The sequence below is a fragment of the Psychromonas aquimarina ATCC BAA-1526 genome (genome assembly GCF_000428725.1).
Lineage (GTDB): Bacteria > Pseudomonadota > Gammaproteobacteria > Enterobacterales > Psychromonadaceae > Psychromonas > Psychromonas aquimarina.
In genome coordinates, this window is the sequence record NZ_AUAM01000021.1 from 12,457 (window position 1) to 36,469 (window position 24,013).

The 24,013-nt window shown below is 42.8% G+C and carries 21 protein-coding genes and 1 pseudogene; 12 read left to right on the plus strand and 10 right to left on the minus strand.

Annotated features, from left to right (window positions below; genetic code table 11):
* Nucleotides 1-71: 71 nt before the first annotated feature.
* Nucleotides 72-371: a DUF1244 domain-containing protein gene (locus G337_RS0109395; RefSeq protein ID WP_028863656.1), complete on the minus strand. Its 300-nt coding sequence runs from the start codon at nucleotides 369-371 to the stop codon at nucleotides 72-74.
* A 250-nt stretch (nucleotides 372-621) separates the two neighbouring features.
* On the opposite strand from G337_RS0109395, the gene G337_RS0109400 reads away from it, so the two are divergent.
* From G337_RS0109400 to G337_RS0109420, 5 genes are all read left to right on the plus strand, one after another.
* Entirely contained in the window at nucleotides 622-1,509 is an 888-nt protein-coding gene (locus G337_RS0109400; protein ID WP_028863657.1) for a chemotaxis protein, read from the plus strand.
* 170 nt (nucleotides 1,510-1,679) lie between these two features.
* Nucleotides 1,680-2,312 carry a glutathione S-transferase gene (locus G337_RS0109405; RefSeq protein WP_028863658.1) on the plus strand — a complete coding sequence of 211 codons (633 nt, stop codon included), beginning with the start codon at nucleotides 1,680-1,682 and terminating at the stop codon, nucleotides 2,310-2,312.
* A gap of 205 nt (nucleotides 2,313-2,517) precedes the next feature.
* Nucleotides 2,518-3,045: a cytochrome b gene (locus G337_RS0109410; RefSeq protein WP_028863659.1), complete on the plus strand. Its 528-nt coding sequence runs from the start codon at nucleotides 2,518-2,520 to the stop codon at nucleotides 3,043-3,045.
* 22 nt (nucleotides 3,046-3,067) lie between these two features.
* Nucleotides 3,068-3,637 carry a YceI family protein gene (locus G337_RS0109415; protein WP_028863660.1) on the plus strand — a complete coding sequence of 190 codons (570 nt, stop codon included), beginning with the start codon at nucleotides 3,068-3,070 and terminating at the stop codon, nucleotides 3,635-3,637.
* Nucleotides 3,638-3,897: 260 nt separating this feature from the next.
* Nucleotides 3,898-5,910, plus strand: coding sequence for a methyl-accepting chemotaxis protein (locus tag G337_RS0109420; RefSeq protein WP_028863661.1), 2,013 nt, complete (start codon nucleotides 3,898-3,900; stop codon nucleotides 5,908-5,910).
* Between the two features lie 51 nt (nucleotides 5,911-5,961).
* Here G337_RS0109420 and G337_RS0109425 read toward each other — a convergent pair whose 3' ends face one another.
* The 4 genes from G337_RS0109425 to G337_RS0109440 all read right to left on the minus strand — a co-directional run bounded on the left by G337_RS0109425 (nucleotide 5,962) and on the right by G337_RS0109440 (nucleotide 10,780).
* On the minus strand, nucleotides 5,962-6,525 hold the full coding sequence (locus G337_RS0109425; RefSeq protein WP_028863662.1) for a sugar O-acetyltransferase: 564 nt from the start codon (nucleotides 6,523-6,525) through the stop codon (nucleotides 5,962-5,964).
* 98 nt (nucleotides 6,526-6,623) lie between these two features.
* On the minus strand, nucleotides 6,624-7,364 hold the full coding sequence (locus G337_RS0109430) for a DeoR/GlpR family DNA-binding transcription regulator (RefSeq protein ID WP_028863663.1): 741 nt from the start codon (nucleotides 7,362-7,364) through the stop codon (nucleotides 6,624-6,626).
* A gap of 70 nt (nucleotides 7,365-7,434) precedes the next feature.
* Nucleotides 7,435-9,861, minus strand: a complete 2,427-nt coding sequence (locus tag G337_RS0109435; protein WP_028863664.1) for a formate C-acetyltransferase/glycerol dehydratase family glycyl radical enzyme — start codon at nucleotides 9,859-9,861, stop codon at nucleotides 7,435-7,437.
* 4 nt (nucleotides 9,862-9,865) lie between these two features.
* Entirely contained in the window at nucleotides 9,866-10,780 is a 915-nt protein-coding gene (locus G337_RS0109440; RefSeq protein ID WP_028863665.1) for a glycyl-radical enzyme activating protein, read from the minus strand.
* A 144-nt stretch (nucleotides 10,781-10,924) separates the two neighbouring features.
* Here G337_RS0109440 and G337_RS0109445 point away from each other — a divergent pair, with 144 nt between their 5' ends.
* The gene (locus tag G337_RS0109445; RefSeq protein ID WP_028863666.1) at nucleotides 10,925-11,599 is read left to right on the plus strand and encodes a fructose-6-phosphate aldolase; all 675 of its coding nucleotides are present in this window, start codon (nucleotides 10,925-10,927) and stop codon (nucleotides 11,597-11,599) included.
* 2 nt (nucleotides 11,600-11,601) lie between these two features.
* On the opposite strand, the gene G337_RS0109450 is transcribed toward G337_RS0109445, so the two are convergent.
* The 3 genes from G337_RS0109450 to G337_RS0109460 form a co-directional block, all read right to left on the minus strand.
* Complete coding sequence (locus G337_RS0109450; RefSeq protein WP_084605326.1) at nucleotides 11,602-12,678, minus strand: endonuclease/exonuclease/phosphatase family protein; 1,077 nt, start codon at nucleotides 12,676-12,678, stop codon at nucleotides 11,602-11,604.
* Nucleotides 12,679-12,756: 78 nt separating this feature from the next.
* Nucleotides 12,757-14,058, minus strand: a complete 1,302-nt coding sequence (locus G337_RS27660; RefSeq protein ID WP_051303114.1) for a MerR family transcriptional regulator — start codon at nucleotides 14,056-14,058, stop codon at nucleotides 12,757-12,759.
* A gap of 66 nt (nucleotides 14,059-14,124) precedes the next feature.
* Nucleotides 14,125-14,667 (minus strand): GNAT family N-acetyltransferase, encoded by a 543-nt coding sequence (locus G337_RS0109460; protein ID WP_028863669.1) that lies wholly within the window; start codon nucleotides 14,665-14,667, stop codon nucleotides 14,125-14,127.
* 213 nt (nucleotides 14,668-14,880) lie between these two features.
* Between G337_RS0109460 and G337_RS25970 the strand changes: the two genes are divergently transcribed.
* The 4 genes and pseudogenes from G337_RS25970 to G337_RS0109475 all read left to right on the plus strand — a co-directional run bounded on the left by G337_RS25970 (nucleotide 14,881) and on the right by G337_RS0109475 (nucleotide 18,237).
* Nucleotides 14,881-15,753: a type 2 periplasmic-binding domain-containing protein gene (locus tag G337_RS25970; RefSeq protein ID WP_051303116.1), complete on the plus strand. Its 873-nt coding sequence runs from the start codon at nucleotides 14,881-14,883 to the stop codon at nucleotides 15,751-15,753.
* Between the two features lie 84 nt (nucleotides 15,754-15,837).
* Nucleotides 15,838-16,011 (plus strand): annotated as a pseudogene (locus G337_RS29545) (hypothetical protein); the annotation flags it as partial.
* 209 nt (nucleotides 16,012-16,220) lie between these two features.
* Nucleotides 16,221-17,213, plus strand: a complete 993-nt coding sequence (locus G337_RS0109470; protein WP_028863670.1) for an ABC transporter substrate-binding protein — start codon at nucleotides 16,221-16,223, stop codon at nucleotides 17,211-17,213.
* 31 nt (nucleotides 17,214-17,244) lie between these two features.
* The gene (locus G337_RS0109475; protein ID WP_028863671.1) at nucleotides 17,245-18,237 is read left to right on the plus strand and encodes an ABC transporter substrate-binding protein; all 993 of its coding nucleotides are present in this window, start codon (nucleotides 17,245-17,247) and stop codon (nucleotides 18,235-18,237) included.
* Between the two features lie 44 nt (nucleotides 18,238-18,281).
* Here G337_RS0109475 and G337_RS0109480 read toward each other — a convergent pair whose 3' ends face one another.
* Entirely contained in the window at nucleotides 18,282-19,358 is a 1,077-nt protein-coding gene (locus G337_RS0109480) for a PLP-dependent cysteine synthase family protein (RefSeq protein ID WP_157619260.1), read from the minus strand.
* Nucleotides 19,359-19,532: 174 nt separating this feature from the next.
* On the opposite strand from G337_RS0109480, the gene G337_RS0109485 reads away from it, so the two are divergent.
* Both G337_RS0109485 and G337_RS0109490 read left to right on the plus strand, forming a co-directional pair.
* The gene (locus G337_RS0109485; RefSeq protein ID WP_028863673.1) at nucleotides 19,533-19,994 is read left to right on the plus strand and encodes an Lrp/AsnC family transcriptional regulator; all 462 of its coding nucleotides are present in this window, start codon (nucleotides 19,533-19,535) and stop codon (nucleotides 19,992-19,994) included.
* Nucleotides 19,995-20,084: 90 nt separating this feature from the next.
* The gene (locus tag G337_RS0109490; protein WP_028863674.1) at nucleotides 20,085-22,034 is read left to right on the plus strand and encodes an AsmA family protein; all 1,950 of its coding nucleotides are present in this window, start codon (nucleotides 20,085-20,087) and stop codon (nucleotides 22,032-22,034) included.
* A gap of 207 nt (nucleotides 22,035-22,241) precedes the next feature.
* Here G337_RS0109490 and G337_RS0109495 read toward each other — a convergent pair whose 3' ends face one another.
* Complete coding sequence (locus G337_RS0109495) at nucleotides 22,242-23,645, minus strand: methyl-accepting chemotaxis protein (RefSeq protein ID WP_028863675.1); 1,404 nt, start codon at nucleotides 23,643-23,645, stop codon at nucleotides 22,242-22,244.
* Nucleotides 23,646-24,013 lie beyond the last annotated feature (368 nt).

Below are 24,013 nucleotides of genomic sequence, written 5' to 3' on the forward strand. Positions count from 1 at the left end.
GGTAAATAGAATGAGGGGCAGCTTCCCCTCACTGATATCTAACGCTTATCTTCAAGCTTTCATTTAAGCTGCTATTTGTTTTTCGCCTGAACAGCTTCAAAAACAGCCGTCTGCTCTGCTGTGGCGGGTAACTGGTGATTATCCTTCCACTGACTGTAGGGCATACCGTAAACATGCTCTCGCGCCTGGTTATCATTCATATCAATGTCTAACTCTTGTGCTTCTGCTGTCATCCATTTTGATAAACAGTTACGGCAAAAACCGGCTAAATTCATCAGTTCAATATTCTGTACATCTTTACGACTGTTCAGATGTTTTAACAAACGGCGAAATGCAGCGGCTTCGAGTTGTATTTTCTGTTCATTAGTCATACTTTTCTCACTTATTGTTTAATCGATAATGAGAATAATAACGATTTAGTTGTTGTTATATCAAGGCTGTTTGTTAACATTTTTACACGACCTTACATCAGATAATTCAACAACCTGTTAACCAGGCATTATCATTTACTTAAACCCTGCAGATAATTACAAAACAACTAACTAGCGCACTGTTATTTAAAGCTTATATCCTATAATTTGAAGGTAAAAATAGATATTTTTGTTTGAATAGGACTCCAGCATGCAATCAACTTCCAGCCAATCTCAGGGACTGTTACTTTTTAAGCTCACAAAAGTACAAAGTTTCGCACTTGGCACATTAAAAATACAAGAGATAGTTCCCTATCAGCCGCTTACACAACTTCCTAACGCGGAGCCTAATGTTATTGGTGCAACCAGTATCCGTGGACAGACCCTGTCAGTTATTGATATGGCGGGTGCGGTTGGCTATCCTCCGATAAGTGAAGAAGAAAGAAAAGACTGCGTCATTATTCTTACTGACTGCAGCCGCCAGCATGTTGGTTTTTTAGTGCGGAAAATAGAACGAATTATCGAATGTAACTGGAAAAATATTGAACCGCCTCCAAGCAGCTTAGGGCATAAAACCTATATTACCGGTATAACCCGCTTTGAAGATAAACTCATTCAACTACTGGATGTTGAATTATTACTGTCTGAGATTTTTCCCAGTGAGGATGAAGGCAGCGTTGAAATTACAGGTGTGCAGAAAGGACTGCTGCAGAACCTGCATATCCTGTTAGTTGATGACTCAGCAGTTGCACGCCGTCAGCTTGAAAATGCGCTCACTAATATCGATGTACCTTTTAAGGTCTGCAAAAACGGTGCAGATGCGCTGTCCGTTATGAAAGAGCTGGCTGCCAAAGACAATCCGATAGACATTCTTGTCAGTGATATTGAGATGCCGGGCTTAGACGGTTATGAACTTACTTTTGAAGTACGCAGCGTTCCTGAAATTGCCGATGCTTATATTATCCTGCATACCTCTCTTTCAAGTGAGATGAGCGTAGACCGGGCTAATCAGGTAGGAGCAGATGATGCGTTAACCAAGTTTGAAGCTCAGGAACTGGTTAATGCCATGCTTAAAGGCGCTAAAAAACACGAACAATAATAATATGCGCCGCCGCACTAAGAATAATCAGCATAGATCTGTGATTTTACTGCTTCTAAAAAATGAGTTTTCAAATCGCAGATAAATTTAAGACACTCATAAAAGAACAATACTTACCGGCATCAGCCGTTAACGATACTTTACAAGAATTACTTATTTAGGATCAGCTTATGCGTCACACCCTTTATTCATTCCGCCGTTGTCCATACGCAATGCGCGCCCGTTTAGCCCTTGCTGTCAGCCTGCAGTCAGTTAATTTACGCGAGATAGTTCTGCAGCAGAAACCAGCGGAAATGCTGGCTGTCTCAACACAGGGAACCGTACCGGTTTTACAGCTGACAGACGGGACAGTGCTTGATGAAAGCTTAGATATCATGGTCTGGGCATTAGAAAAATCAGATCCTGACGGCTGGTTAACAAGCGATTTACCTGAAATGTTAACTTTGATTGATGAAAATGACTTTGAATTTAAGCAGTGGTTAGATAAATATAAATATGCAGAACGCTTCTCTGAATATCCAGTCAGTTATTACCGCCAGCAGGCAGAAGATTTTATCTTCAGACTGGAAAATCGTCTGCTTAATAAACCCTACCTGTTCGGACAAAAGATCAGTCTGGCTGATATGGCTATATTTCCCTTTATTCGCCAGTTTGCCGGCGTAGACAAAAGCAGCTTTGAGCAAAGCCCCTACCCGAATCTCAAAATCTGGTTAGACAGCCTTATCCACTCTTCACTGTTTGAACAGGCCATGGAAAAGTATCCACTCTGGCTGGAATCCGGAGAGCAGTTCTCTTTTCCATAAACACTACAGAGATCTTAAACCCTTCCGTTTTTATCCGTAAGGTCTTTAAAAATAAGACACTTATGGATAAAACATCAAAATATTTGAACATACTATTCATTTTATCTCTGTTTGATTCTTTTTCTTTTTGTATACAATGAACCTATATTAACCAACAAAGTCGCAGCAAGACATTAACAATGTTCGATATATACAGGGGTTACAGATGTCTACAGCAGTCACACAATATAATCGTTTAGCAAAACTCTTACACTGGGGATCCGCAATACTGGTAATCGGTTTGTTTGCACTAGGTTTATGGATGGTAGACCTGACTTATTACAGTGAATGGTATAAACCGGCTCCACACTGGCATAAATCGTTAGGCCTGTGCTTATTTGCCTTAACCCTGTTTCGGGTTATCTGGAAATTTATTACCGCCTCACCTGCAATTGAAGGTGCAGAGTGGGAAATTCAAGGGGCTAAAATAGCACACACAGGTCTTTATTTATTACTCTTTGCCGTTTTCATCAGCGGCTATATGATTTCAACCGCAGATGGAAGAAGCATAGAGGTTTTTAACTGGTTTTCTGTCCCGGGTTTCGGCTCATTTTTTGAAAATCAGGCGGATATTGCCGGTGAGCTGCATTTTTACCTTGCCTGTACCGTTATTGGTTTAGCAGTGCTGCACGCACTGGCAGCCTTAAAACATCACTTTATCAACAAAGACAATACTCTTAGCAAAATGCTTTGAAATAAATAATAGGGAATCAATAATGAAAAAATTACTTTTAGCAGGCGTTTTAACCACCGTATTAAGCGCACCGGCTTTAGTCAATGCGGCCGATTATAATATTGATACTAAAGGTGCACATGCTTCAATCAATTTTAAAGTCAGTCATCTGGGTTACAGTTTTATTCAAGGCCGTTTTAATAAATTTGACGGACAGTTCAGCTTTGATGCGAACAATGTGGAAGCATCAAAAGTAACAGTAAATGTTGATACACAAAGCCTTGATTCAAACCATGCTGAACGCGATAAGCATATCCGCAGTGATGATTTCATTAATGCCGGCAAGTTTCCAACAGCAAAGTTTGTCAGCAGCAAAGTAACTAAAAAAGCGGACGGCGGTCTGGCAATTGAAGGCAGCTTAACTCTACACGGCCAGACTAAAGTTATTACCATCGATGCGGACTTTATCGGAGAAGGTAAAGATCCGTGGGGCGGTTACCGTGCCGGTTTTCAGGGTACAACTCGTTTACAATTAGCTGACTTCGGTATCCAGGTTATGGGCGCTTCAAGTTATGTTGATATGGATTTACATATTGAAGGTGTACGTAAATAACAACAGATACCACTATAAAGTAAAACCCGGAAACAGCCCTGTTTTCGGTTTTTACTTTATACAGTTCAATCAGATAAAAGAATGGATCTTTCCATCATTTCACCTGCACGCACAACTTCACTTTAAAATACGACATTTTCAAAACACCCCTTAATTTTTGATATCAAACATATATTTATTCCCTTTTTTTTGACTATTCCCTTAATCATTCCCATATTTAACTATGCTTATCTGGTGTGCTTTTCTGAAAGGAATAAACAATGGAAATTTTTAATGTTTTAAAATGGCTGAATCATTTTTCGGTAAAGCAGAAAATAATTATATTAATCGCATTTATTCTTGGTGCGCTCAGCTTTATGTCTATCTATACCATCATCACATTAGATAACCAGAAAAAAGACGGTACGGTTATTAATATTGCCGGCCGGCAGCGCATGCTTTCCCAAAAATACAGCAAAGAATTTTTATTAGCTCTGCATTATGCACAGAAAACTGGTGAACAGATTGACACCAGCCAGATGCGCCAGACTAAGAAATTATTTGACGCTTCGCTGCAGGCGCTCAGTAAAGGAGGAACAACTTACCTTGATCTGAGTATGCGTAAAAGTATTCAACTGCCTAAAGAAGAAGATACCCGGATACTTAATCAGTTAAAGGAAGTGCAGAAATACTGGCGGCAGCTGCAGTCATCAATAGAAGCAGTAAACCCGCAGGAGTGCCGTAAAGAACAGCTTATGAATATCAATACACTAAGTAATAAAGTACTCGCCAGTATGAATAAAAGTGTTGTGATGTTTGCAGATAACTCCGAGCAGAAAGTACAGAGGATGCTGACCTGTCAGCAGGGAAGCTGGATAATAACCGTCCTTTTATCAATATTATTAGGCTGGCTTATTTCCCGTAATATTACCCAGCCCCTAAAACATGTTGTAGAAGCGACCAGAAGAGTGGGTCAGGGAGATCTCAAATCCTATCGTTATAATAATGAGAATAAAGATGAACTGGGCTTATTAGTTGCACAGGTTGATAAAATGCGTTCAGTACTCAGCGATGTTATCCATACCGTGCAGCAGAACAGTAAGCAGATGACTCATTCATCCTCACAGGTAGCCACGATCTCTAATGAAATATCCACAGTTAACGAACAGCAGAAAGACGGTTCAGCAAGGGTGATTAGTGCAACTGATTCGCTGCGGGATATCGCCGGCTCTGTCAGTGACCACATAAGCGAAGCCACAAAAACTGCAGAAGAAACACAAGCAACAGCAATACAGTGTATGACTGTCGTACAGGAGAGTATCGAAGAGCTCGAAGGCGCGGTTAAAAGTGTTGATATTACTGCCACTCAGATGGCCTCAGTAAAAAATGCAACTAATCAGATTCATGACATCATTGAAGTAATTGAAAATATTGCAGCTCAGACAAATCTATTAGCACTGAATGCGGCAATTGAAGCTGCCCGTGCAGGCGATCACGGCAGAGGGTTTGCTGTGGTAGCTGATGAAGTACGTACGCTGGCCTCGCGCACCGCTGACTCCACCACACAAATAACGAATTTAATCAGTGAGTTAACCGCTTCAGTTGACAGTTCGGTGAACTCAATGAGTAATGTAACCGGCCAGGTTAATCAGTCGCAGCAGAAATCCCAGCAGACATTAAGTGCATTTGACTCCATGCAGGACGGTATATTACGCAACAATGTCAACTCAACTGAAATTGCAGCTTTAAACCATCAGCAGAGTGATCATTTAGAGTCCCTGCAGAGCGAGTTAGCTCGCCTGTTTGAGATACTTGAACACAGCTCAGAAAAAGCAAACTCCACATCACTTGTTGCCAGTGAGCTGCATAATGTGGCTGAACAGTTAGATACACTGCTGCACCGTTTTGAAACAGATTCCGTGACTGCAGATGCACGCAAAGGTAATGAACAGCGTCATTTCCCGCGCATTCATAACCAGATTAAGGTTTTTGCAGAGCAGGAAGGACAGCAGGTTGAGGCTATAACACAGGATTTCAGTCTTTCAGGTTTACACTTGAAATGTATGGAAGAATTAAATTTCAATACTCGCCGGGAAGTGAATTTTACCATTCATTTACCAGCCCCAAATGCACAGCCTTTTGTTCTTAAAGGGAATATTGTTCACTCTGATAATATTGACAAGGCTTTTTATTACGGGGTTAAATTCAATACTCTAAATGATGATGAGAAAAAAAGATTACAAACAGCATTTGATTTTTTTGAAAAATCATCAGAGTTTAAAATAGCTTATTAGAGCATATAGACCCTCTGTAGTTTTATACGAGGGTCTTTTTACCGGGAAAAATCAGCCTTTATCTGCGGAAGAAACTTTACGAATAACACGACAGGGGTTACCAACAGCAACACTGTTATCTTCAATATCCCGGCAAACTACACTGCCGGCTCCGATTACACAGTTGTCTCCAATCTTCACGCCTGGTAAAACCGAAACATTACCGCCTAACCAGACATTATTACCTATTTTTATCGGCGCGCCGTATTCCGTTGTAAGTCTTTCAACGGGATCAATCGGATGCGTCGCGGCAGCCAGCATAACACCCGGCCCGAACATAACATTATCACCAATATCTACACGGCAGACGTCAATAATAGTCAGATTATGATTTGCATAGAAGTTATCACCGATATGAATGTTATAACCATAATCACAGAAAAAATTCGGCTCGAAATGCGCGTTACCTTTGATATTCAGCAGACCTTTAAGTATAAGCATACGCTCTTCAAATAACGTCGGATCGGCAAGGTTAAAAGCATGACAGGTCGATTTAGCAGTTTTACGCTGTTTAAGTAATAATTCATCCCACGCATCGTAGGGCAAACCTGCTAACATTTTTTCTTGTTCGGTCATTTAATTCTCCTGCATATTAAAGCGGCTTAGCGATAAAAAGATAAACGAATGTTTAACTTTACTCAGCAGTCTTAATTAATCAACAACTTCTACAACATTTACACTAATATGACCTCAAGGCCCTGTGCCCTTAATTCACTAATATCCTGCTGTGGTGCATCCGAGCTGGTAATCAGCACTGCAAACTGGCTGTTTTTTCCTAAACTGGTCGGAAAAATTTTGCCGAATTTACTGGCATCAGTAAGCACAATATTGCGTTTGTTTTTGGCGAGAATAGCACTGGCAACATCGGCGCGCATCATATCGCGGCTGGTAAAACCGCTGTCAGCATGGTAACCGTCAATACCTAAAAATGCCGTGCTGAAATGGGTATGTTCGATACATAAGCGGGTCAGCGATCCCACCAGGCTTTCTCCCTGATGCTGGTAAACGCCCCCCAGCAGAATAACGGCTGCCTGAGTGTTACGGATAAGATGCGCAATAGAAGCGCTTGGTGTGATAATCGTAACATCTCCTCTGTCCGCTAACACGCGAGCTAACAGTGCGTTGGCACTGCCGCCTTCAATCATCACGGTTTCACCGGAACTCACCAGCTCAGCAGCACGTTCAGCGAGTTTTAGTTTTGCATCAAAACTCACTTCCATGCGCGCACTGATATCATCACTCTGCAGTGACACAGCTGCACCATGAACACGTTTTAAGAAGCCCTCTTTTTCAAGCAGGGTTAAATCCTGCCGAATGGTTACTTCAGAAACCCCGGTATGAGCAGATAAATCCGATACCATCACGCGTTTTTCTTGATTAACTAAATGTAAAATCTCAGTATGTCTTGGGTTCATAAACATTCCAGGGAGCATAAAAAAGGCTTTCGTTAACATTTCATATGAAACTGCAGCGAAAGCCGATATCTTATAATTTATGCTCAGTACGTGCAATAATATCGTCCTGTGCATCGGGAGATAAAGCGGTAAAAAAGGCTGAATAACCCGCAACCCGTACCACTAAATCGCGATACAATTCAGGATTTTCTCTGGCGGCTAATAATGTTTCCCGAGACACAATATTATACTGCACATGCCAGCCTTTATGAAAATTAAAGAAAGTACGGATCAACATAGACAGCTTAAGCATATCCTGTTCACTTTCAACTGCAGCCGGTGTCAGCTTCTGATTAAGCAGGACCCCGCCTAGTATTTTATTTACCGGCATTTTCGCTACAGAGTTATAAACTGCTGTCGGACCTAATCTATCAGAGCCCGATGCAGGGCTTGCACCTTCAGCTAGCGGTGTTCGGGCTTTACGACCATCTGGTGTTGCCATTGTTGCGCTGCCGAAGGGCACATTTGCTGAAATACTTGATGTGCCCGCATAATATTTCCCGCCGATCGGACCGCGGCCGAAGCGGGTATTATGAAAATTCGCCAGCTCATTGATATAAACGTTATAAGCCTGCGAAATAAGCTGATCCACCGAGTCATCATCATTACCGTATTTCGGCGCATAATTTAATAAACGCTGACGAAGCAGTTCCCCTTCACTGCCGCTGTAATTATCCGCCAGCGCTTGTGCTAACTGCGGCTGACTGATCTGCGCTTCCTGAAAAACTAAGTGTTTAACAGCCGCCAGACTGTTTCCTAAATTAGCGATCCCCACCTGCAGCCCGGAAACCCAGTCATATTTAGCGCCACCCTCTTTGGCCGTTTTCCCGCGGCTTAAGCAGTCATCCACCAGCGATGAACAGAAAATATCCTGCGCCTGCTGCTCAAGTACCGAGTCCACCACACAGTCAATTTCAACCGACTTACGCGTGTAATAACGAATCTGCTCGGACCATGCCTGCATCACCTGCTCAAAATTCTCAAAGTTACCCTTAGCTAAAGACCTGTCTCCGGCTAAGAAAACCTTACCCGAGGTCGCATCGCGTCCACCGTCTAACGAAGCAAGTAAAATACGCGCAAAGTTAATAAAACTCATGCCCGTACAGCGGTATCCCCATTTACCCGGCACAGCCGTTTCAATACAGCCGATTGCAGAATAGTTATAGGCATCGTTTTTCTCAACACCCAGCTTAATAAATTCAGGAATAACAATTTCATCATTATTAAAAGCCGGCATACCAAAGCCGCATTTAATAACATCAATACAGCCCATTAAAAATTCCTGATTTAACCCCTGGTGATAACGCACACTTAAGTTCGGCTGTGTTGAGCGCAGCTGTCCGCAGGACTCCAGAATTGCCCAGGAAAAACTATTTACCGCGTCCGACGCCCTGCCGTTTTTATCCAGCTTCTGCCCGCCGATGGTGACATTCTGATAAAGCGGACTGCCTGCCGATGCCTTGGAGTGCGCGCCGGAGCGGATTTTATTAACTTCCAGCAGTTTCAGCCAGCAGCTCTGCAGGAGCTCCAGAGCAAACGACTCACTTATCTTTTTAGTCTGCTTAACATCCTGCTCATAATAACTGTGCAGATATTGATCCATACGCCCGAATGAAACGGAGTGACCGTTGGATTCAATTTGCAGAATCAGCTGCACGAAATAACATAACTGCAGAGCCTGCCAGAAAGACTCAGGTTTATTAAAAGCGATAAAGCGGCAGTTAGATGCTATGGTCTGCAGCTCTTGGAGTCGTTCAGGGCGCTTTTCCTGCAAAGCCATTTTATCTGCAAGATCTGCATAACGGACAATATGCTCCTGCACCGCTAATAAAACAATTTCAACGGATTTCAAAAACTGCTCACGCTTTAAATCTTCAAAATCAGCAAGGTCAATTCTGCAGCGGTGACCGCGTACTTCATCTATTAAACCATCCAGACCAATGTCTAATATTTTCTCATTATCCACAGCTAAATGCGCATCACCGGAAGTCATATTACCTTCCGCTTTGATAATCGTTGAAGCGAGCAGCTCCTGCTGTTCATCCGTAAATAAACCATAACAGCGATCCTGCACCGTTTTCCCTGACCAGTAAGGTATCAGTTTATGGATATTCTCTTTATCTTCTGCACTTACAGCAAACCCGGCACCAGGCCGATCCGCTAATTCATCTATTTCAGCGCCTAACCAGCGCACCGTATATTCGGGAAAAATCGGTGCGGCCCGCACTTTACCGGCCTGATTACCAATAATTAATTCATCATGCTTTATCCAGATAGTACGTGAGCGCAGATGTTCCTGCAGTGCCAGCGCACGCCGCACCACCACCGGTTTATCTTCGTTTTCCTGATAAACCCGGGTATAAGCCAGTGCCCGTTCAGTACAGACTGGCGGAGTAATAATATTAATCAGCTGCTCTTTATGATCCCGGATGCGTTTTGCTAAATAGTTAAGATTCATAGAATTAACCTCTAATTTTGACAGTGAATTGTTTTCTGCTTAATGGATGGTTTTGTGCGTACAGCTGCGCATCAGCCAGCAGTTCAGGATTGTTCAATGGTTTGTCTGAGCACAAATACTTAATATCAAGTAAGTTATATTTATTACTGCCCAGGGTGTGATAAGGCAGAAGGTGAAGTTCGCTGCAGCTTTCAAGTGAAACTGCAAAATCAACAATCTCCTGCAGCTCAGCCCGGGTATCATTAAAACCCGGTACCACAGGCACACGGATCACCAGACGTTTTGCCTGCTTTGCCAGCCGCTGAAAATTATTTTTAATACGGGATAAAGAGCCCTTAGCCCAGAGCTTAAATTTCTGCGCATCTGTATGCTTTAAGTCGGTTAGCCAGCAGTCAATATAAGGCAGAACAGATTCGATATTTTTCCAGGGTACATGCATGCAGGTTTCAACCGCAGTATTAATGCCTTCCTGATGCATACGCTGCGCAATATCTCTGACTAATTCAGCCTGCATCAAAGGCTCCCCGCCAGAAAAGGTAACTCCGCCATCACTTTGAATATAAAAGGGTTTATCTTTTAAAAGCTGCTCGCAAAGCAGATCTGTATGCGCCTGTTCACCACAGACGGACAGTGCTTTAGTCGGGCATACCGTTTTCAGCCTGTCGAGGTACAGTTCATTAACTGCTGGACGGTTAATGATAACTGCATCAGTATGATCACGGGTGATTGCACTGCTGACTTCCAGACAAGCAGAGCAGCCGCTTAAACACAAAGACGGATCAAATAACAGAGAGCGCTTTTCACTGCGGCTCTCGGGATTCTGACACCAGGAACAAGCCAGAGTGCATCCTTTTAAAAACAAAATAGAGCGAATTCCATCCCCGTCATGAGTAGAAAATCGTTGAATATTAAAATACATAAGCACCTCAAGTGAACCCCGCCAGCCTTTCGGCAAACAAAACAATAATACTTACGAACGAAATACAGCTTGATTTAGATCAAGCCAAGACCAGTTTTTAATCGTTATAGTTTTTCCATCAAATAACACCACGGAGTAATAACCATGATTGAGCTATATCTTGACAGTGCAGACATTGAGCAGGTGAGACGTTTTAACCTATGCTTACCGCTAACAGGAGTTACCACCAATCCTTCTATTCTGGCTAATTCAGGCGCCGGATTAACTAAAGTGCTGCCCGCATTAGCCGAGGTGCTCGGCCCTAATGCCCGTTTTCACGCACAGGTGGTTTCCCCTACTGTTGAAGGCATGCTGGCAGAGGCAAAACAGCTTAATCAGCTTCCCTATAACATGGTGGTTAAGGTGCCGGCGACAGAGACTGGTTTAAGTGCCGTTAAACTGATTAAAAAGGAGGGAATTTTAGTACTGGCAACGGCGATCTATTCCGCACAGCAGGGATTTTTAGCGGCACTATGCGGCGCAGACTATCTGGCCCCCTATGTAAACCGCATTGATGCAATGGGCGCAGACGGTGTCGGGGTTGTGGCGGATCTGCAGCATCTGTTAAACCAGCACGGCTTAGAAAGTAAAATACTGGCGGCCAGTTTTAAGAATACGCAGCAGGTCATGGATGTCATGAAACTCGGGATCGGCGCCGTCACACTGCCGCCTGATGTAGCGGCGCAGATGTTTTCCCACCCGGCTGTACAGCCTGCCGTGGAGCAGTTTTCACAGGACTGGCAGGCGGTTTTTGCGGACAAGCTTTCATTCGAAAGCTGAATTTAAGAACGTAACCTCAGCGTGATGCAGACAATACCATGGTCGGTACTTTGACCGTCTCGCTCAAATATAGGATTGATTAAATGCCGGTCATAGGTGTGGTGTTCGCTTAATTCAAAGATACTTGACTGGCAGCACGCATCAAACTCATTGGAGAGTAAAATATAATCCAGCACCGAGCTTGTTTCACCAAAGTAATGGGTCGCTTTACGTTGTATATGCTCACTGTCATTATCCGTTGCCTGATACAGATCCCATGAATCTTTTAACAGATATTTAGCCAGAAAAGCTTCGCTGTCATATTTAGAAACAAAACGCAGCGAGTCAGTCAGCAGATGGGTTAAAATGCCGTCAGCCAGGGTATTATTAAAATCACCCATCAATATCATCGGCAGCCCGCTCTGTTCACGGCGGCTGATCATATTAACCAGTAACAAAGCGGCTTCCGAGCCGCGCTGAATTGTTGATCCCCAGCCCCCTGCGACTTGTGCTTTTAAAGATTCAATAATGTTTTTTTCTGCTGAAAGCAAATCATCTTTTTCATGCTCAAGCATCGGGCGCTTGGATTTAAAGTGCACCACATAACAGTCGCAGTCACCTATATGCGGCAGATCAACTGTTGCACGCAGCACCTTACGGCTGAAGGAAAAATCATCTGTTAAACCAATCGCGGCGGCCAGCTCAGGATCCGGCTGCACTGCCTGGATATCTTTAATCGGATAGCGTGAAGCAATCGCCACCACCGGACTTCGGCAGATAAAATCATCAACGATCTCGGCACTGTCCACCACCGCAAAATGTCCATAACCATGATCTAAAACCAGTTCACATAACGACTCAGGACTGAACACTTCCTGAAAGCCTATTACATCCGGCTGAAACTCATTCAGGTAATCGCCGATCCAGCGCTGTTTTTTAGCCCACTGCTCGGCACTGTAAATTCGCTCAAAATCATAATAAGCAAACGGCGGCTCAAGGTAATTAAACAGATTAAAGGTGGCAATTTTAAGCTGCGAATGCGGCACAAGCTCATTTGAATTCTGCGTTGCTTCAGGATCTAGCGGGTTATTTTCTGGCAAACTGTTATCTCTAGTCATATATATATACAGAGTATAACGGAATTCACCTGTGCTCCGAAAAACATTAACTCAAAAACTCTATTTTAAAGGTTTCTGCATCACGTAAAATTCATAGCCATAGCAGCCTTTGTATTTGCGATAAATCTCAATTTCCTTCCTGCTCATCTCCAGAATCACAGCGCCGCAGCTGTCATTAATATGCTCCGCCTCAATACTCTGTAAATGCTGTTCCAGGTTGTCATAGAAAATGTCCCAGTCCCGCTGCGGTATAACAAAATGCCCCAGCAGTTTATATCCCGCCTCTTCTACTGCTTTGATATTAGCGCGCGAATCACGCATTGCCGGATAAGCTTCGTTCCAGAATATGCGCAGTTCTTCGGGCGCATCACTTCTTAACCACATCGCCTCGCTTAGCGCCATACAGGCGCCAGGTTTAAGAAACTGCTTCCAGTAGTTAAGCGCCGCATCAAATCCCATGATATAGGCAGCGCCTTCTGACCAGATAAGATCCAGACTTTGCGCCTTAAAACATAAATCGGCCATATCAGCTTTCATAGTAATAATGCGTTCTTCTAATCCAGCCTGCAGTGCTGTGTTTTGTGTTTCATGCAGATACGGCTCATATATATCCAGCGCAGTCACACGAGCACCGCTGAGTTTTGCCAGATCAACTGCATTTCTGCCGTTACCGCAGCCGATATCGATAATCTCAGGATTTTTCGGCAAACTAGTGCACAGCTCAAAAGCACGCTTTGTACTTTCGTAATCACCCGGTCCTTTTCTATCAAGCTTCTCATAAATACGAAAAAATGATTCCATAAATTTTTCAGATTCCTTTTTTAAATTAAGTATCTTGTGCGGGGCCGCCGACCAGGCGCGAATCAGACCGATCTCTTCCTCTGGAATATGCAGAAAACGAAGAAAACGAGCATGCTTATCCGGGTTCATACGTTCAAAGTCTGCGTGCCAGTGGCGCATCTCCTGTTCACTGATACCTGCCTCCTGAAACAAAGTCTGCCAGGTGTTTTTATTCATCTCCCGGGCATCAGCCAGTGTAGATTTATTGAGAAGCTCCGCCACTACCCTTCTCTGATTGTGCAGTACTGCGGCCTCCTCACTAAGCTCATTCAGCCTCTGTTTGAGCACCGATTCTAATTCTGAAGAGCTCTCTGAACTAAGAAGCAAAGTGATATCTTTAAGACTTAGCCCCGCTTGCCGATAAGCACAGATCTGCCCCAGATTCTGTGCATCATCTTCGCTGTATTGACGATATTCGCCCTTATTATGCAGTGTCGGAGATAACAGACCTATCGAGTCATAATAGAGAAGCGTACTTCTTGATAATCCATATTTTTTTGCCAGTCTACCTACGGTATACATAGCAGTCCCCCCTTTGATTTAACACATGCCGAATTAGTACTGTCAGCACTAATTCTCGCGAAATAACTATTCAGACCAATGCTCCTCTTTATTTAAGGCATCACAGCAGATAACCGTACCGCATACCTCACCCAGTACTTTCGGATTAAGCGCCTTCACCATCCAGGCATCAACATGTTTCTCCGGAATCGGGTAGGGTGCTTTCAATCCATAATGAGCCGCTGTTTTAAAGCCGTGTTTAGGGTAGTACTCTGGATGTCCGAGTACAAAAACCAGATCTGTTCCTGCCTCAGCGAGATACTCCAGTCCCGCTTTAATCAGCTCACCGCCTACCCCCTGCCTCTGCGCATCAGGTACTACAGCTAAAGGGGCCAGTAGAGACAGCGACAGATGCGGATCACTATCCCATAACTTAGCCTTAGTAAATAAGATATGCCCCACCACCTGTTCACCGTGAAATGCTATTAACGATAATCTCGGCTGTGCACTGCTGTCATTTAATAAGTCACGGGCCAGCTCAGCCTCTTTATCATAACCAAAAGCCTCACAATGCACGCGGTAGATATCATGCAGATCCGAGCTTTTAGTTTCTCGTATATATAAATTCAATTATCTGTTCCTATCTTAGATTATATTACCCGCCCTTGAAGGCAGGTGTTCATTTATAAACTATGAAGTTATAGACAGGTCAATAAATGAATCAATAATAAAAACGATTCACTAAATGCCCGGCAAGGCCGTTACCTGATGCATCACAGCTAGTAACATCTTCAGCTGTGTACTATAAGTTAAGCTGACCCACAATATAAACAGGACTCAGTTATGATTAATTTAAATATAAAACGGACATTACTAAGACTGCCCCTGCTGATATTAATAAGCATCATCAGCTTTAACAGTTTTGCAGTAGATGTCACCACACCAGCACTTCGCAAAGGTTCAGACCTGGATAAATACGCCAGCCGCCTGATTGAGTTTTTAGTCGATAAAGCCGGTGATAAAGCGGCCATGACACCTTACCGCAGTATTGTGAACTCGCAGTCGCGTAAAGTATCCATGCTTCAGGAAGGAACACTTAGTGTTGACTGGCTCGGCGCAAGTAAAACAATGGAAGAAAAGCTCATTCCTGTACGTTTTCCTGTCTTCCGCGGTCTGCTTGGACATCGTATTTTTATCACTAATACAGATACCGGCAAAAAACTGCATAGCGTTACTACCAAAGAGCAGCTTGATACCTTCTTGATGATTCAGGGCGAAGGCTGGGCCGATGTTGATGTATTACGTTCAAGCGGCTTTAAAGTAAAAGAACTGCCCAGCTTTGAAAATATTTTTAAAGTTGTCAGCGCCGGCCGGGCAGATCTGTTTCCCCGCGCAGTGATTGAACCCTTCAGCGAAGTTGCAGAACGATCTCAACTCAATAACTTAATAGTCGATGATCAGCTGATGGTGGTATACAAATTTCCAATGTTTTTCTTTGTTTCCCCCAAGCGGCCTGAACTTGCAGAGTTATTAAAAAAAGGTTTTGAAAAATCCTATGCAGACGGCTCTTTTATCAAGTTCTTTGAAAATGATCCTTTAGTGAAAAAAACCTTTGCTGAAGCCAAACTCAAGCAGCGCCGTATTTTTGTTATTGATAATCCTCACTTAAGTGATGAAACACGAAATATTGATGATAAGTACTGGATGAAGTTATAAATCTATTCACCTCCAGGCTGCGGGAATGAACAAACAGTACGGCAGCCTGAAAACTCCCCCGCTTAGACCGGTGCACTTGGTAACGACTTAGCGGCTGCAACGCCTAAACTGATGAAACTATTAACTGTGGCCGCCACGACTGCAGTGTTGTTAGTCGAAGGCGGCATTATTATACACAGCATTCCAGCCGTTCATCACCTGCTTGGCAGCATTATCAGCCCCTGCCAAGGAGCTCTTATATTTCATCTAGTTATGTAATGTCCGCAACGCTGTTATAGGCCTGACCTGCGGATTCTGCCTTGTTTTTATCAGCACGGTCTGGAAGTTAATTAAAAAACAACCGTAGAACAAGCCCCTTATTATCGTTAGAAGGAAACAAATAGATCAGTTAAATAATTGATAACGAACTATACTTAGTCATCTACAGTGAAAGGAACCGTAGCCGATCAGCCTAGGGAGATTAAGCAATGAAAACAAGCATAAACGCCTGGTTATGTCTTCTATTGCTTTGCCTTCCCCTGCACCTGTCAGCCAGGCAAAAAGTATTAATCATTGAAAGCTACCACAGCGAATATGAATGGGATCAGAGTTATATCAAAGGTATTAAATCTGTTTTACTTGATGATTTTGAACTTAGCTATTTTCAAATGAATACCAAACGTCTGCCTAAAGACAGTTACCCGCAAAGAGCCGATAAAGCCTGGCAGTATTTCCAGAAAGTACAGCCGGATCTAGTGATTTTAGGTGATGATAATGCCCTGAATTATCTCGGCAGACGTTTTTCAAAAACCAGCACGCCGGTTATCTATCTCGGTATCAATAATAATCCGCGTCATTATCATGTTCACAGAAGCAAAAATATTTCCGGCGTATTAGAGCGCCCTTTAATTAAACGAGCAATTCCTACTGTTACCCAGTTATTAGCTCAGGACACAAAAAGTATTCTGCTGATGTTTGATAACAGCCTGACCGCTCATACCATTTTAGAAGAAATATTTTCCAGTAATACCCAGATAAAAATATCTGGAATTAAAGTAGACATACGCTTGATCGGGGAATGGGAAGTTTGGAAAACAAGGTTATTAACAGCCTCTGAGAGCTCCTACGATGCAGTATTTTTGGGTTTATTCCACACGCTTAAAGATAAAAACGGCAGGCATGTACCAGCTGAGCAGGTTCTGCAGTGGTCTGCACAAAACAGTCCGGTACCGCCTTTTGCTTTCTGGGACTTTGCAGTCGGTGAGGATAAAGCCATCGGCGGTTTAGTCTTGTTTGGTTATGAACAGGGAAAACTGGCGGCGGAGATGGCCAGAGAAGTACTGACAACCGGTATACAGCCTTATCGGCTCGGTACTAAAACAGCAGAAAAAGGACGCTACCTGTTCAGCAGCAGCCAGTTACAAAAATACGGAATTACACTGCCGGAAAAATTATCAGCAAAGGTTATGTTAGTAGAATAAATGACAAAAACCGGCAGAGGAGGGATCTACAATGAAAACACGATTAAGCGCCTGGTTATTTATTATATTAATCTGCCTGCCTTTACAGTTATCAGCTAAACAAAAAATATTAATTATTGAAAGTTATCATAGCGAATACAGCTGGGATAAAAGTTATATCCAGGGCATTAAGTCTGTTCTGCACAACGATTTTGAACTTAGTTATTTCCAGATGGATACTAAACGCCTAGCGAAACCTTTATATGATGAAAGAGCAGCTCTTGCATGGCAGTTTTATCAACAGCAGCAGCCGGATTTAGTGATTTTAGGTGATGATAATGCGCTGAATTATCTTGGCACGCTTTTTTCAGAAACGACCACTCCGGTTATTTACCTCGGTATCAATAATAACCCCCGCCATTATAATATTCATAAAAGTAAAAACATCAGCGGTGTATTAGAACGCCCGTTTATCAAGCGTTCAATTCCTGCGATGGCGCAGTTACTGCCGCAGAAAGCAGATAAAATATTACTTATGTTTGATAACAGCCGTACCTCCTACGTAATTTTAGAAGAGGTATTTTCCAGTAATACTCAGATGGTGCTCTCCGGAATCAAAATTGAAATAAGATTAATTGGTGACTGGGATACCTGGAAAAACAAGCTGCTAACAGCTAAAAGTAAAGGATACGATGCCGTATTTTTAGGTTTATTCCATACTTTGAAAGATCAGGAAGACAGACATGTTCCAGCCGAGCAGGTTCTCAAGTGGTCCGCAGAAAATACACCGGTGCCGCCTTTTGCTTTCTGGGACTTTGCTGTTGGAGCAGACAAAACCATCGGCGGTTTAGTACTGTTTGGTTATGAACAGGGAAAACTAGCGGCGGAAATGGCCAGAGAAGTACTGACAAGCGGCATACAGCCCTATCAATTAGGCACTAAAACTGCTGAAAAAGGGCGTTATCTTTTCAGTCGTAAAAAACTGCACAAATACGGTATCATACTGCCGGAAAAATTTGTAAACAAAGCGGCTTTAATCGACTAAAAGAGAGTTTATACTCCCTTTTAGTCGTAGTTTCTGTTCTTTGATTAAAAATCTAGAGATGTACCGTTTTGTAAAAAATCATCTAGATGCTTCTGATAAGGAGAAACATCACCAATGTTATTTTCCACCCATTCAGGGTTAAAATAACTGTCCAGATAACGATCACCTTTGTCACACAGCAGCGTCACAATTGAACCTGTCTGACCTTTTGCCTGCATCTCCTGAGCAAGTTTTAATACGCCGTACATATTGGTTCCGGTACTTGCCCCGACTTTACGCCCTAATACTTTTTCTAACCACAGGGTTACTGCAACCGATGCAGCATCGGGCACTCGAATCATCTCATCTACCACTGAAGCGATAAATGAAGGCTCAACACGGGGACGGCCGATACCCTCTATTTTACTGCCCCGGCTGCTGGTTAAACTGCTGTCAGCACTATGGAAATAATCTAAAAATACTGAGTTTTCAGGATCAACCACAGTAAGGCTTGTATCTAGCTGATGATAACGTAAATAGCGGCCGATGGTTGCGCTGGTGCCGCCGGTGCCGGCACTCATCACAATATGTTTAGGGATCGGGTGCGGCTCAAGCTGCATCTGCTGAAAAATTGAATCAGCAATATTATTATTACCACGCCAGTCTGTCGCACGCTCGGCATGAGTAAACTGATCCATATAATAACCGTTAAGTTCTTTAGCTAACTTTTCTGATTCAGCATAAATCATTTCTGTAGAATCAACTAAATAACACTCACCGCCGTACATTTTAATCTGCTCGATTTTCTCCTGGCTGGTGCTTTTCGCCATTACAGCGACAAACTTAAGCCCCAGCAGACGGGCAAAATAAGCTTCAGAAATGGCAGTGCTGCCCGATGATGACTCAATTACCGTCGTGCCCTGTTGAATTTTGCCGTTACATAAAGCATACAAAAACAGAGATCTTGCTAAACGGTGTTTTAGGCTGCCGGTCGGGTGTGTACTTTCATCTTTCAGATAAATATCAATACCTTCAAGCTGCGGTAAGTTCACTTTAATAAGATGTGTATCGGCGCTGCGCTGGTAGTCAGCCTGAATTTTGGCAATTGCATCCGCTACCCAAGTACGTTGTTCATTCATCATCGACCTGCCTTTTATTTTTTATTTATCACGTTGATTTGATAACTTAATCTTAAGTAAAGCAGTGTAGAAATAGTTCCTTAAATCATTATTAAATTGCAAAATAAAAGAAAATTATCCTATTATTAGGAAATATAAAGAAAATACTGCTTTTTCTTCCGCAATAGAGAGATATTAATGCCGATTGATAATACCGATAAACAAATTTTAAGCTTACTGCAGCAGGACAGCTCTTTATCTTTACAGCAGATTGCTGAACAGTTAAATCTGACCACCACCCCCTGCTGGAACCGTATTAAACGCCTTGAAAGCGAAGGAGTTATCAGCAGGCGAGTCGCTTTGTTAAATGCACAGAAAATCGGCTTAGAACTGATCGCCTTTGTACAGGTCAAAACCCAGCAGCATTCTGAAACCTGGTTAGAAGAATTTGTGCTGCAGGTAAAAGATTTTGCTCAGGTAATGGAGTTTTACCGGATGGCCGGCGAATACGACTACATGCTCAAAGTACTAGTATCTGATATGCGCAGCTACGACAGGTTTTATAAGAAGCTGGTTAATAATGTCAGCGGCCTGACCGATGTGAATTCCAGTTTTGCCATGGAGCAGCTCAAATACACCACAGAGCTGCCGCTAAACTAGATGCAGTAGATGAATAATAATTAAATTGAATTACAATTATGCTGTAAAATTATTACACTCTTGATCATTGATACTTAAAAGGAAAAATCGATGAAACTGTTTATTAAATTATTTGCAGGGTTAATTACACTGCTTGTTCTGGCCGTTGTTATTTTGCTGACGGTAATCGATCCGAATGATTATAAGGAAGAGATTCAAACTCAGGTTAAAAATACCATTAACCGCGATTTATTAATTAACGGTGATATAAGCTGGACTTTTTATCCGCAGCTGGGATTCAGCAGTGGTGAAATTGAACTGAATAACCTGGATGGTTTTAATCGTAAGCACCTGGTTAAAATTGATGAAGCTTCACTCGGTTTAGATATTATGCCCCTGCTTAAAGGGCAGATCCAGATAGGTGAACTGACACTTAATGGTTTTGTTTTAAATCTGATCACAGATAAAAACGGACGCTCTAATCTTGATAACATGAGCAGCAAAAGTGCAGCAGAAGCACCTGCACCGCAGGAAAGCACTGAATCTCAAGAGCAAACCAGCTCTGATGGGAAATCCGATACTTTTACAGCCGATAAAATACAGCTGGCGGGTATTAATATCAATAATGCAGTTATTGAAATTCAAGACTTAACAGTTCCTTCAAGCACTAAACTCAATATCAGCCATATTCGTCTGGGAGAATTTGCATTAGGTAAAGAAGCGGATTTGTCAGTATTAACCGATGTGCTGGTTGCTGAAATGGACGGCCATATTGATTTACAGTCGAAGCTGCTGGTTGCTGCAGATTTTTCTTCAATTAAGCTTAACAAACTTTTATTAAAAACCGACTTTAGCGGTAAAACTCTGCCTAACGGAAAAGTCAGCAGTGTACTGAGCAGTGATATCACTTATAACCTCAACAGCGCGGCAGCTGAGATTAACAACCTGCAGTTAAACGTTGATAAGATTCAGTTAAAAGGCAGTGCCTCTGTACAAACCGGTGCCGTAACCAAAGTACGTTACGCTTTAGAAGGTAATGAATGGGACCTTAACCCTTATTTAAACCAGTCAGGGTCTGCTGACAGTACACCTGAGAGTACTCCCGAGAGCGCCCCCGGCACAGCCCCTGGTCCGCAAAACGAAACCCCGGCAGCGGAGCAGGAGCCTGATTTAAGCTTTTTAAACACCTTAGATGTCCAGGGCACCTTAAAAATTGCCGGAGTGAAAGCAGACAAACTGGTGATCGGCGAGATTAATAAAACCCTGCAGATCAAAAATGGTAAAGCTGAAATTAAACCATTAACTGCACAGTTATATAAAGGCCTGCTGACCGTTAACGGCATGGTCGACGATGCTAAGGGGAAAAACAAATACAAGGTTTCTACTAATCTGAACAACGTAGATCTGCGCCCTTTATTAACTGATGCAGCCCAGGTGGATATATTAAGCGGTACCACTGCCTTTAACTTTGCAGGTACGGGTCAGGGTCTAACTCCGACAAAAATTAAATCAGGACTCATGGGCAGCGGTGACTTCGAACTGCTTGACGGTGAGTTATACGGCGTTAATATTCCCCAGGAGATCCGCACCCTGAAAGCCAGACTTTCAGGTAAACCTGCTCCTACTACGGCAGATGTCAAAAAAACAGATTTTGCATCGTTAACCGGTAAATTCAGCATTAAAAAAGGTCTGGTTAACAATCAGAAGTTTTTAATGCTGTCACCTGTCATGCGCCTTGACGGTTTAGGTCTGGTTGATATTTTAAAAGAAACCTTAGATTACAAATTAAGCATAGCGCCGCTGTCAAAAAGTGATGCTAAAACCGAACAGTTCGACCTTAACGGTGTAACCATACCGCTGCTTATTACCGGCACCTTTACTGAGCCTAAGTTTGCTTTAGATATGGACGGCGCCCTGCGGGAGCAGCTTAAAGAAAAAGCAAAACAAGAGCTTAAAAGACAGCAGGAAAAACTCAAAGGCAAATCGACAGAAGAGCTTAAAGAGGAAGGTAAAAAGCTGGAAGACAAAGTGAAATCTAAATTTAAAAATTTATTTGGTTAATACATTTGTATTAGTTTGAACTGGAGGTGACGGTTCCGAAACCAGACTGGAATCAGATCCGGCATCTCCACTCGATAACAAAATTAACTGCCGCTGCGTACATACCTGTCTGGCAGCGGCTATTGCCTAATTGAAGATCTGCGTGAATATGCCCGTTACAGTCAAGGTGTATTTTGACGGGTAACAGGTTTATATTATGTATATAACTTATGCTGTTAAATCTTTCATTAAGTCTTCAAGTACATCAGCCTGCTTATTAAGCTGCTGCACCTCTGCAGCCGACTGAATGATCATTTCAGCAACTAAACGCGACTGACTGCGCACCTGCTCAACATCGGAAGCAATATTATCAGCAACCGCTCCCTGCTCTTCTGCTGAGGCGGCAATTTCAGTACTCCGATCCGCAATATATTGATTCTTCTCTGCTATCTGCCGAATGTCACAGCTGACGGTATTCATGTGCTGTTCACTCGATTCAGAGTTATTAACAGTTTGGTGCATTACCTTCATTAATCCCTGACTATTACCCTGCAGCGACTCAATCATTTTTTGGATCTCCACCGTTGCTTCTTGCGTTCTACCGGCCAGTGTGCGCACCTCATCGGCAACAACAGCAAAACCACGCCCCTGCTCACCAGCCCGCGCAGCTTCTATGGCCGCATTTAATGCCAGTAGGTTTGTTTGTTCTGAGATAGAGTTAATGGTCGTCACTACATTATCAATCTGCGCAGCATCGTTATCCAGTTTTGCTACAGCATCGGCTGCTGAGCTGATTTCAGAGGCTAACTGCTTTATCGCATCAAGCGTTTGGTCGACATGCGTCAGACTCTGTGTTGTTGTCTGCGTTGCCTCACTGGTTTGGCTAGAGGTATTTTGTGCATGACTAGCCACTTCACGGATTGAACTTGCCATTTGCTCGGTTGCACTGGCCAGGGAATCTATGCGTTCTTGCTGTTGATTAGATAACGCTTCGTTTTCGTTACTGCGTTGACGCAGCTGCGAGCTAATTTGCTGGATCAGTGCAATCGCTTCCTGCGTTGCTTTCACCAGCAGTTGTTCGCGTTCAGATACACGGTCAATCGTCTGTGCTATTAGATTAAATTCATTTCGGGCTGGCGCATAACCAATACGAGAAACCAGGTCGCCGTCAGCAAGACGACGTAATGCATCGTAGATGTTAAACAATGCCCCGCCCATAAAGGTCATAATGTAATAAAGAGATAGCGAGATAAGCAAGCATGACACTATGATAATGCTGACGTGGCTAAGATTAAGTGTACTGAGTAAGCCTGGCTTTGCCTGAGCTGTTAAACTGTAGCCGGCATCCTGTACCGCAGTGGTATTTACGCCCTTTGAGCCCACCTGAATACTGCTGCCAGCAAGAATACGCGTAACATCGTTTTCAGTCAGGCTGGACTGTGAAATTAAGCTGGCAATCGTATCCATGTTCTGCTGTAACAGCTGTTCCTGCTGACGCTCAAAAGCATTCATCAGCGCTAAACTGACCATAATGATCGCCAGGAGCGGCGTAAAAAACAAGATTAAAAAGTTTTCTTTTATTTTTACATGTACCAGGTATTTATCAATCCAACGAAACGCAACTTCTTTCATTATTTCTATTTCCTTATTACAGCCACTATTAATGACTTCAGTTTCAAACGGAACCTATCCTTATTAGGCCATAGTAAAGGTAAAAATAAAGAGTTTAGTGATAACGTTCACACTAACTATAGAATATAGTTTTTAGACTTTTCAAAAGTAACTTATCTATCAGCCTTGAAGTGACACAGCGTAATAATTTAAAAGAGTTTTAGCATGTTACACAGCCGCATAATACGGGATAAAATTGAGAGCTCTGAAGAATAAAAAAATCCGCCAGCAAATCGAATCTGATAACGGCTCAATCACTTTTGCTTAAAAATAATGCCGATGTGATATTAACTTACTTAAATACAGCTTTGCCCACAGAAGATACCTTC

Coding starts and splice junctions, on each gene's coding strand:
- G337_RS0109395 (WP_028863656.1), bottom strand. CDS start 371: ATGACTAATGAACAGAAAATACAACTCGAAGCCGCTGCATTTCGCCGT.
- G337_RS0109400 (WP_028863657.1), top strand. CDS start 622: ATGCAATCAACTTCCAGCCAATCTCAGGGACTGTTACTTTTTAAGCTC.
- G337_RS0109405 (WP_028863658.1), top strand. CDS start 1,680: ATGCGTCACACCCTTTATTCATTCCGCCGTTGTCCATACGCAATGCGC.
- G337_RS0109410 (WP_028863659.1), top strand. CDS start 2,518: ATGTCTACAGCAGTCACACAATATAATCGTTTAGCAAAACTCTTACAC.
- G337_RS0109415 (WP_028863660.1), top strand. CDS start 3,068: ATGAAAAAATTACTTTTAGCAGGCGTTTTAACCACCGTATTAAGCGCA.
- G337_RS0109420 (WP_028863661.1), top strand. CDS start 3,898: ATGGAAATTTTTAATGTTTTAAAATGGCTGAATCATTTTTCGGTAAAG.
- G337_RS0109425 (WP_028863662.1), bottom strand. CDS start 6,525: ATGACCGAACAAGAAAAAATGTTAGCAGGTTTGCCCTACGATGCGTGG.
- G337_RS0109430 (WP_028863663.1), bottom strand. CDS start 7,364: ATGAACCCAAGACATACTGAGATTTTACATTTAGTTAATCAAGAAAAA.
- G337_RS0109435 (WP_028863664.1), bottom strand. CDS start 9,861: ATGAATCTTAACTATTTAGCAAAACGCATCCGGGATCATAAAGAGCAG.
- G337_RS0109440 (WP_028863665.1), bottom strand. CDS start 10,780: ATGTATTTTAATATTCAACGATTTTCTACTCATGACGGGGATGGAATT.
- G337_RS0109445 (WP_028863666.1), top strand. CDS start 10,925: ATGATTGAGCTATATCTTGACAGTGCAGACATTGAGCAGGTGAGACGT.
- G337_RS27660 (WP_051303114.1), bottom strand. CDS start 14,058: ATGTATACCGTAGGTAGACTGGCAAAAAAATATGGATTATCAAGAAGT.
- G337_RS25970 (WP_051303116.1), top strand. CDS start 14,881: ATGATTAATTTAAATATAAAACGGACATTACTAAGACTGCCCCTGCTG.
- G337_RS0109470 (WP_028863670.1), top strand. CDS start 16,221: ATGAAAACAAGCATAAACGCCTGGTTATGTCTTCTATTGCTTTGCCTT.
- G337_RS0109475 (WP_028863671.1), top strand. CDS start 17,245: ATGAAAACACGATTAAGCGCCTGGTTATTTATTATATTAATCTGCCTG.
- G337_RS0109480 (WP_157619260.1), bottom strand. CDS start 19,358: ATGATGAATGAACAACGTACTTGGGTAGCGGATGCAATTGCCAAAATT.
- G337_RS0109485 (WP_028863673.1), top strand. CDS start 19,533: ATGCCGATTGATAATACCGATAAACAAATTTTAAGCTTACTGCAGCAG.
- G337_RS0109490 (WP_028863674.1), top strand. CDS start 20,085: ATGAAACTGTTTATTAAATTATTTGCAGGGTTAATTACACTGCTTGTT.
- G337_RS0109495 (WP_028863675.1), bottom strand. CDS start 23,645: ATGAAAGAAGTTGCGTTTCGTTGGATTGATAAATACCTGGTACATGTA.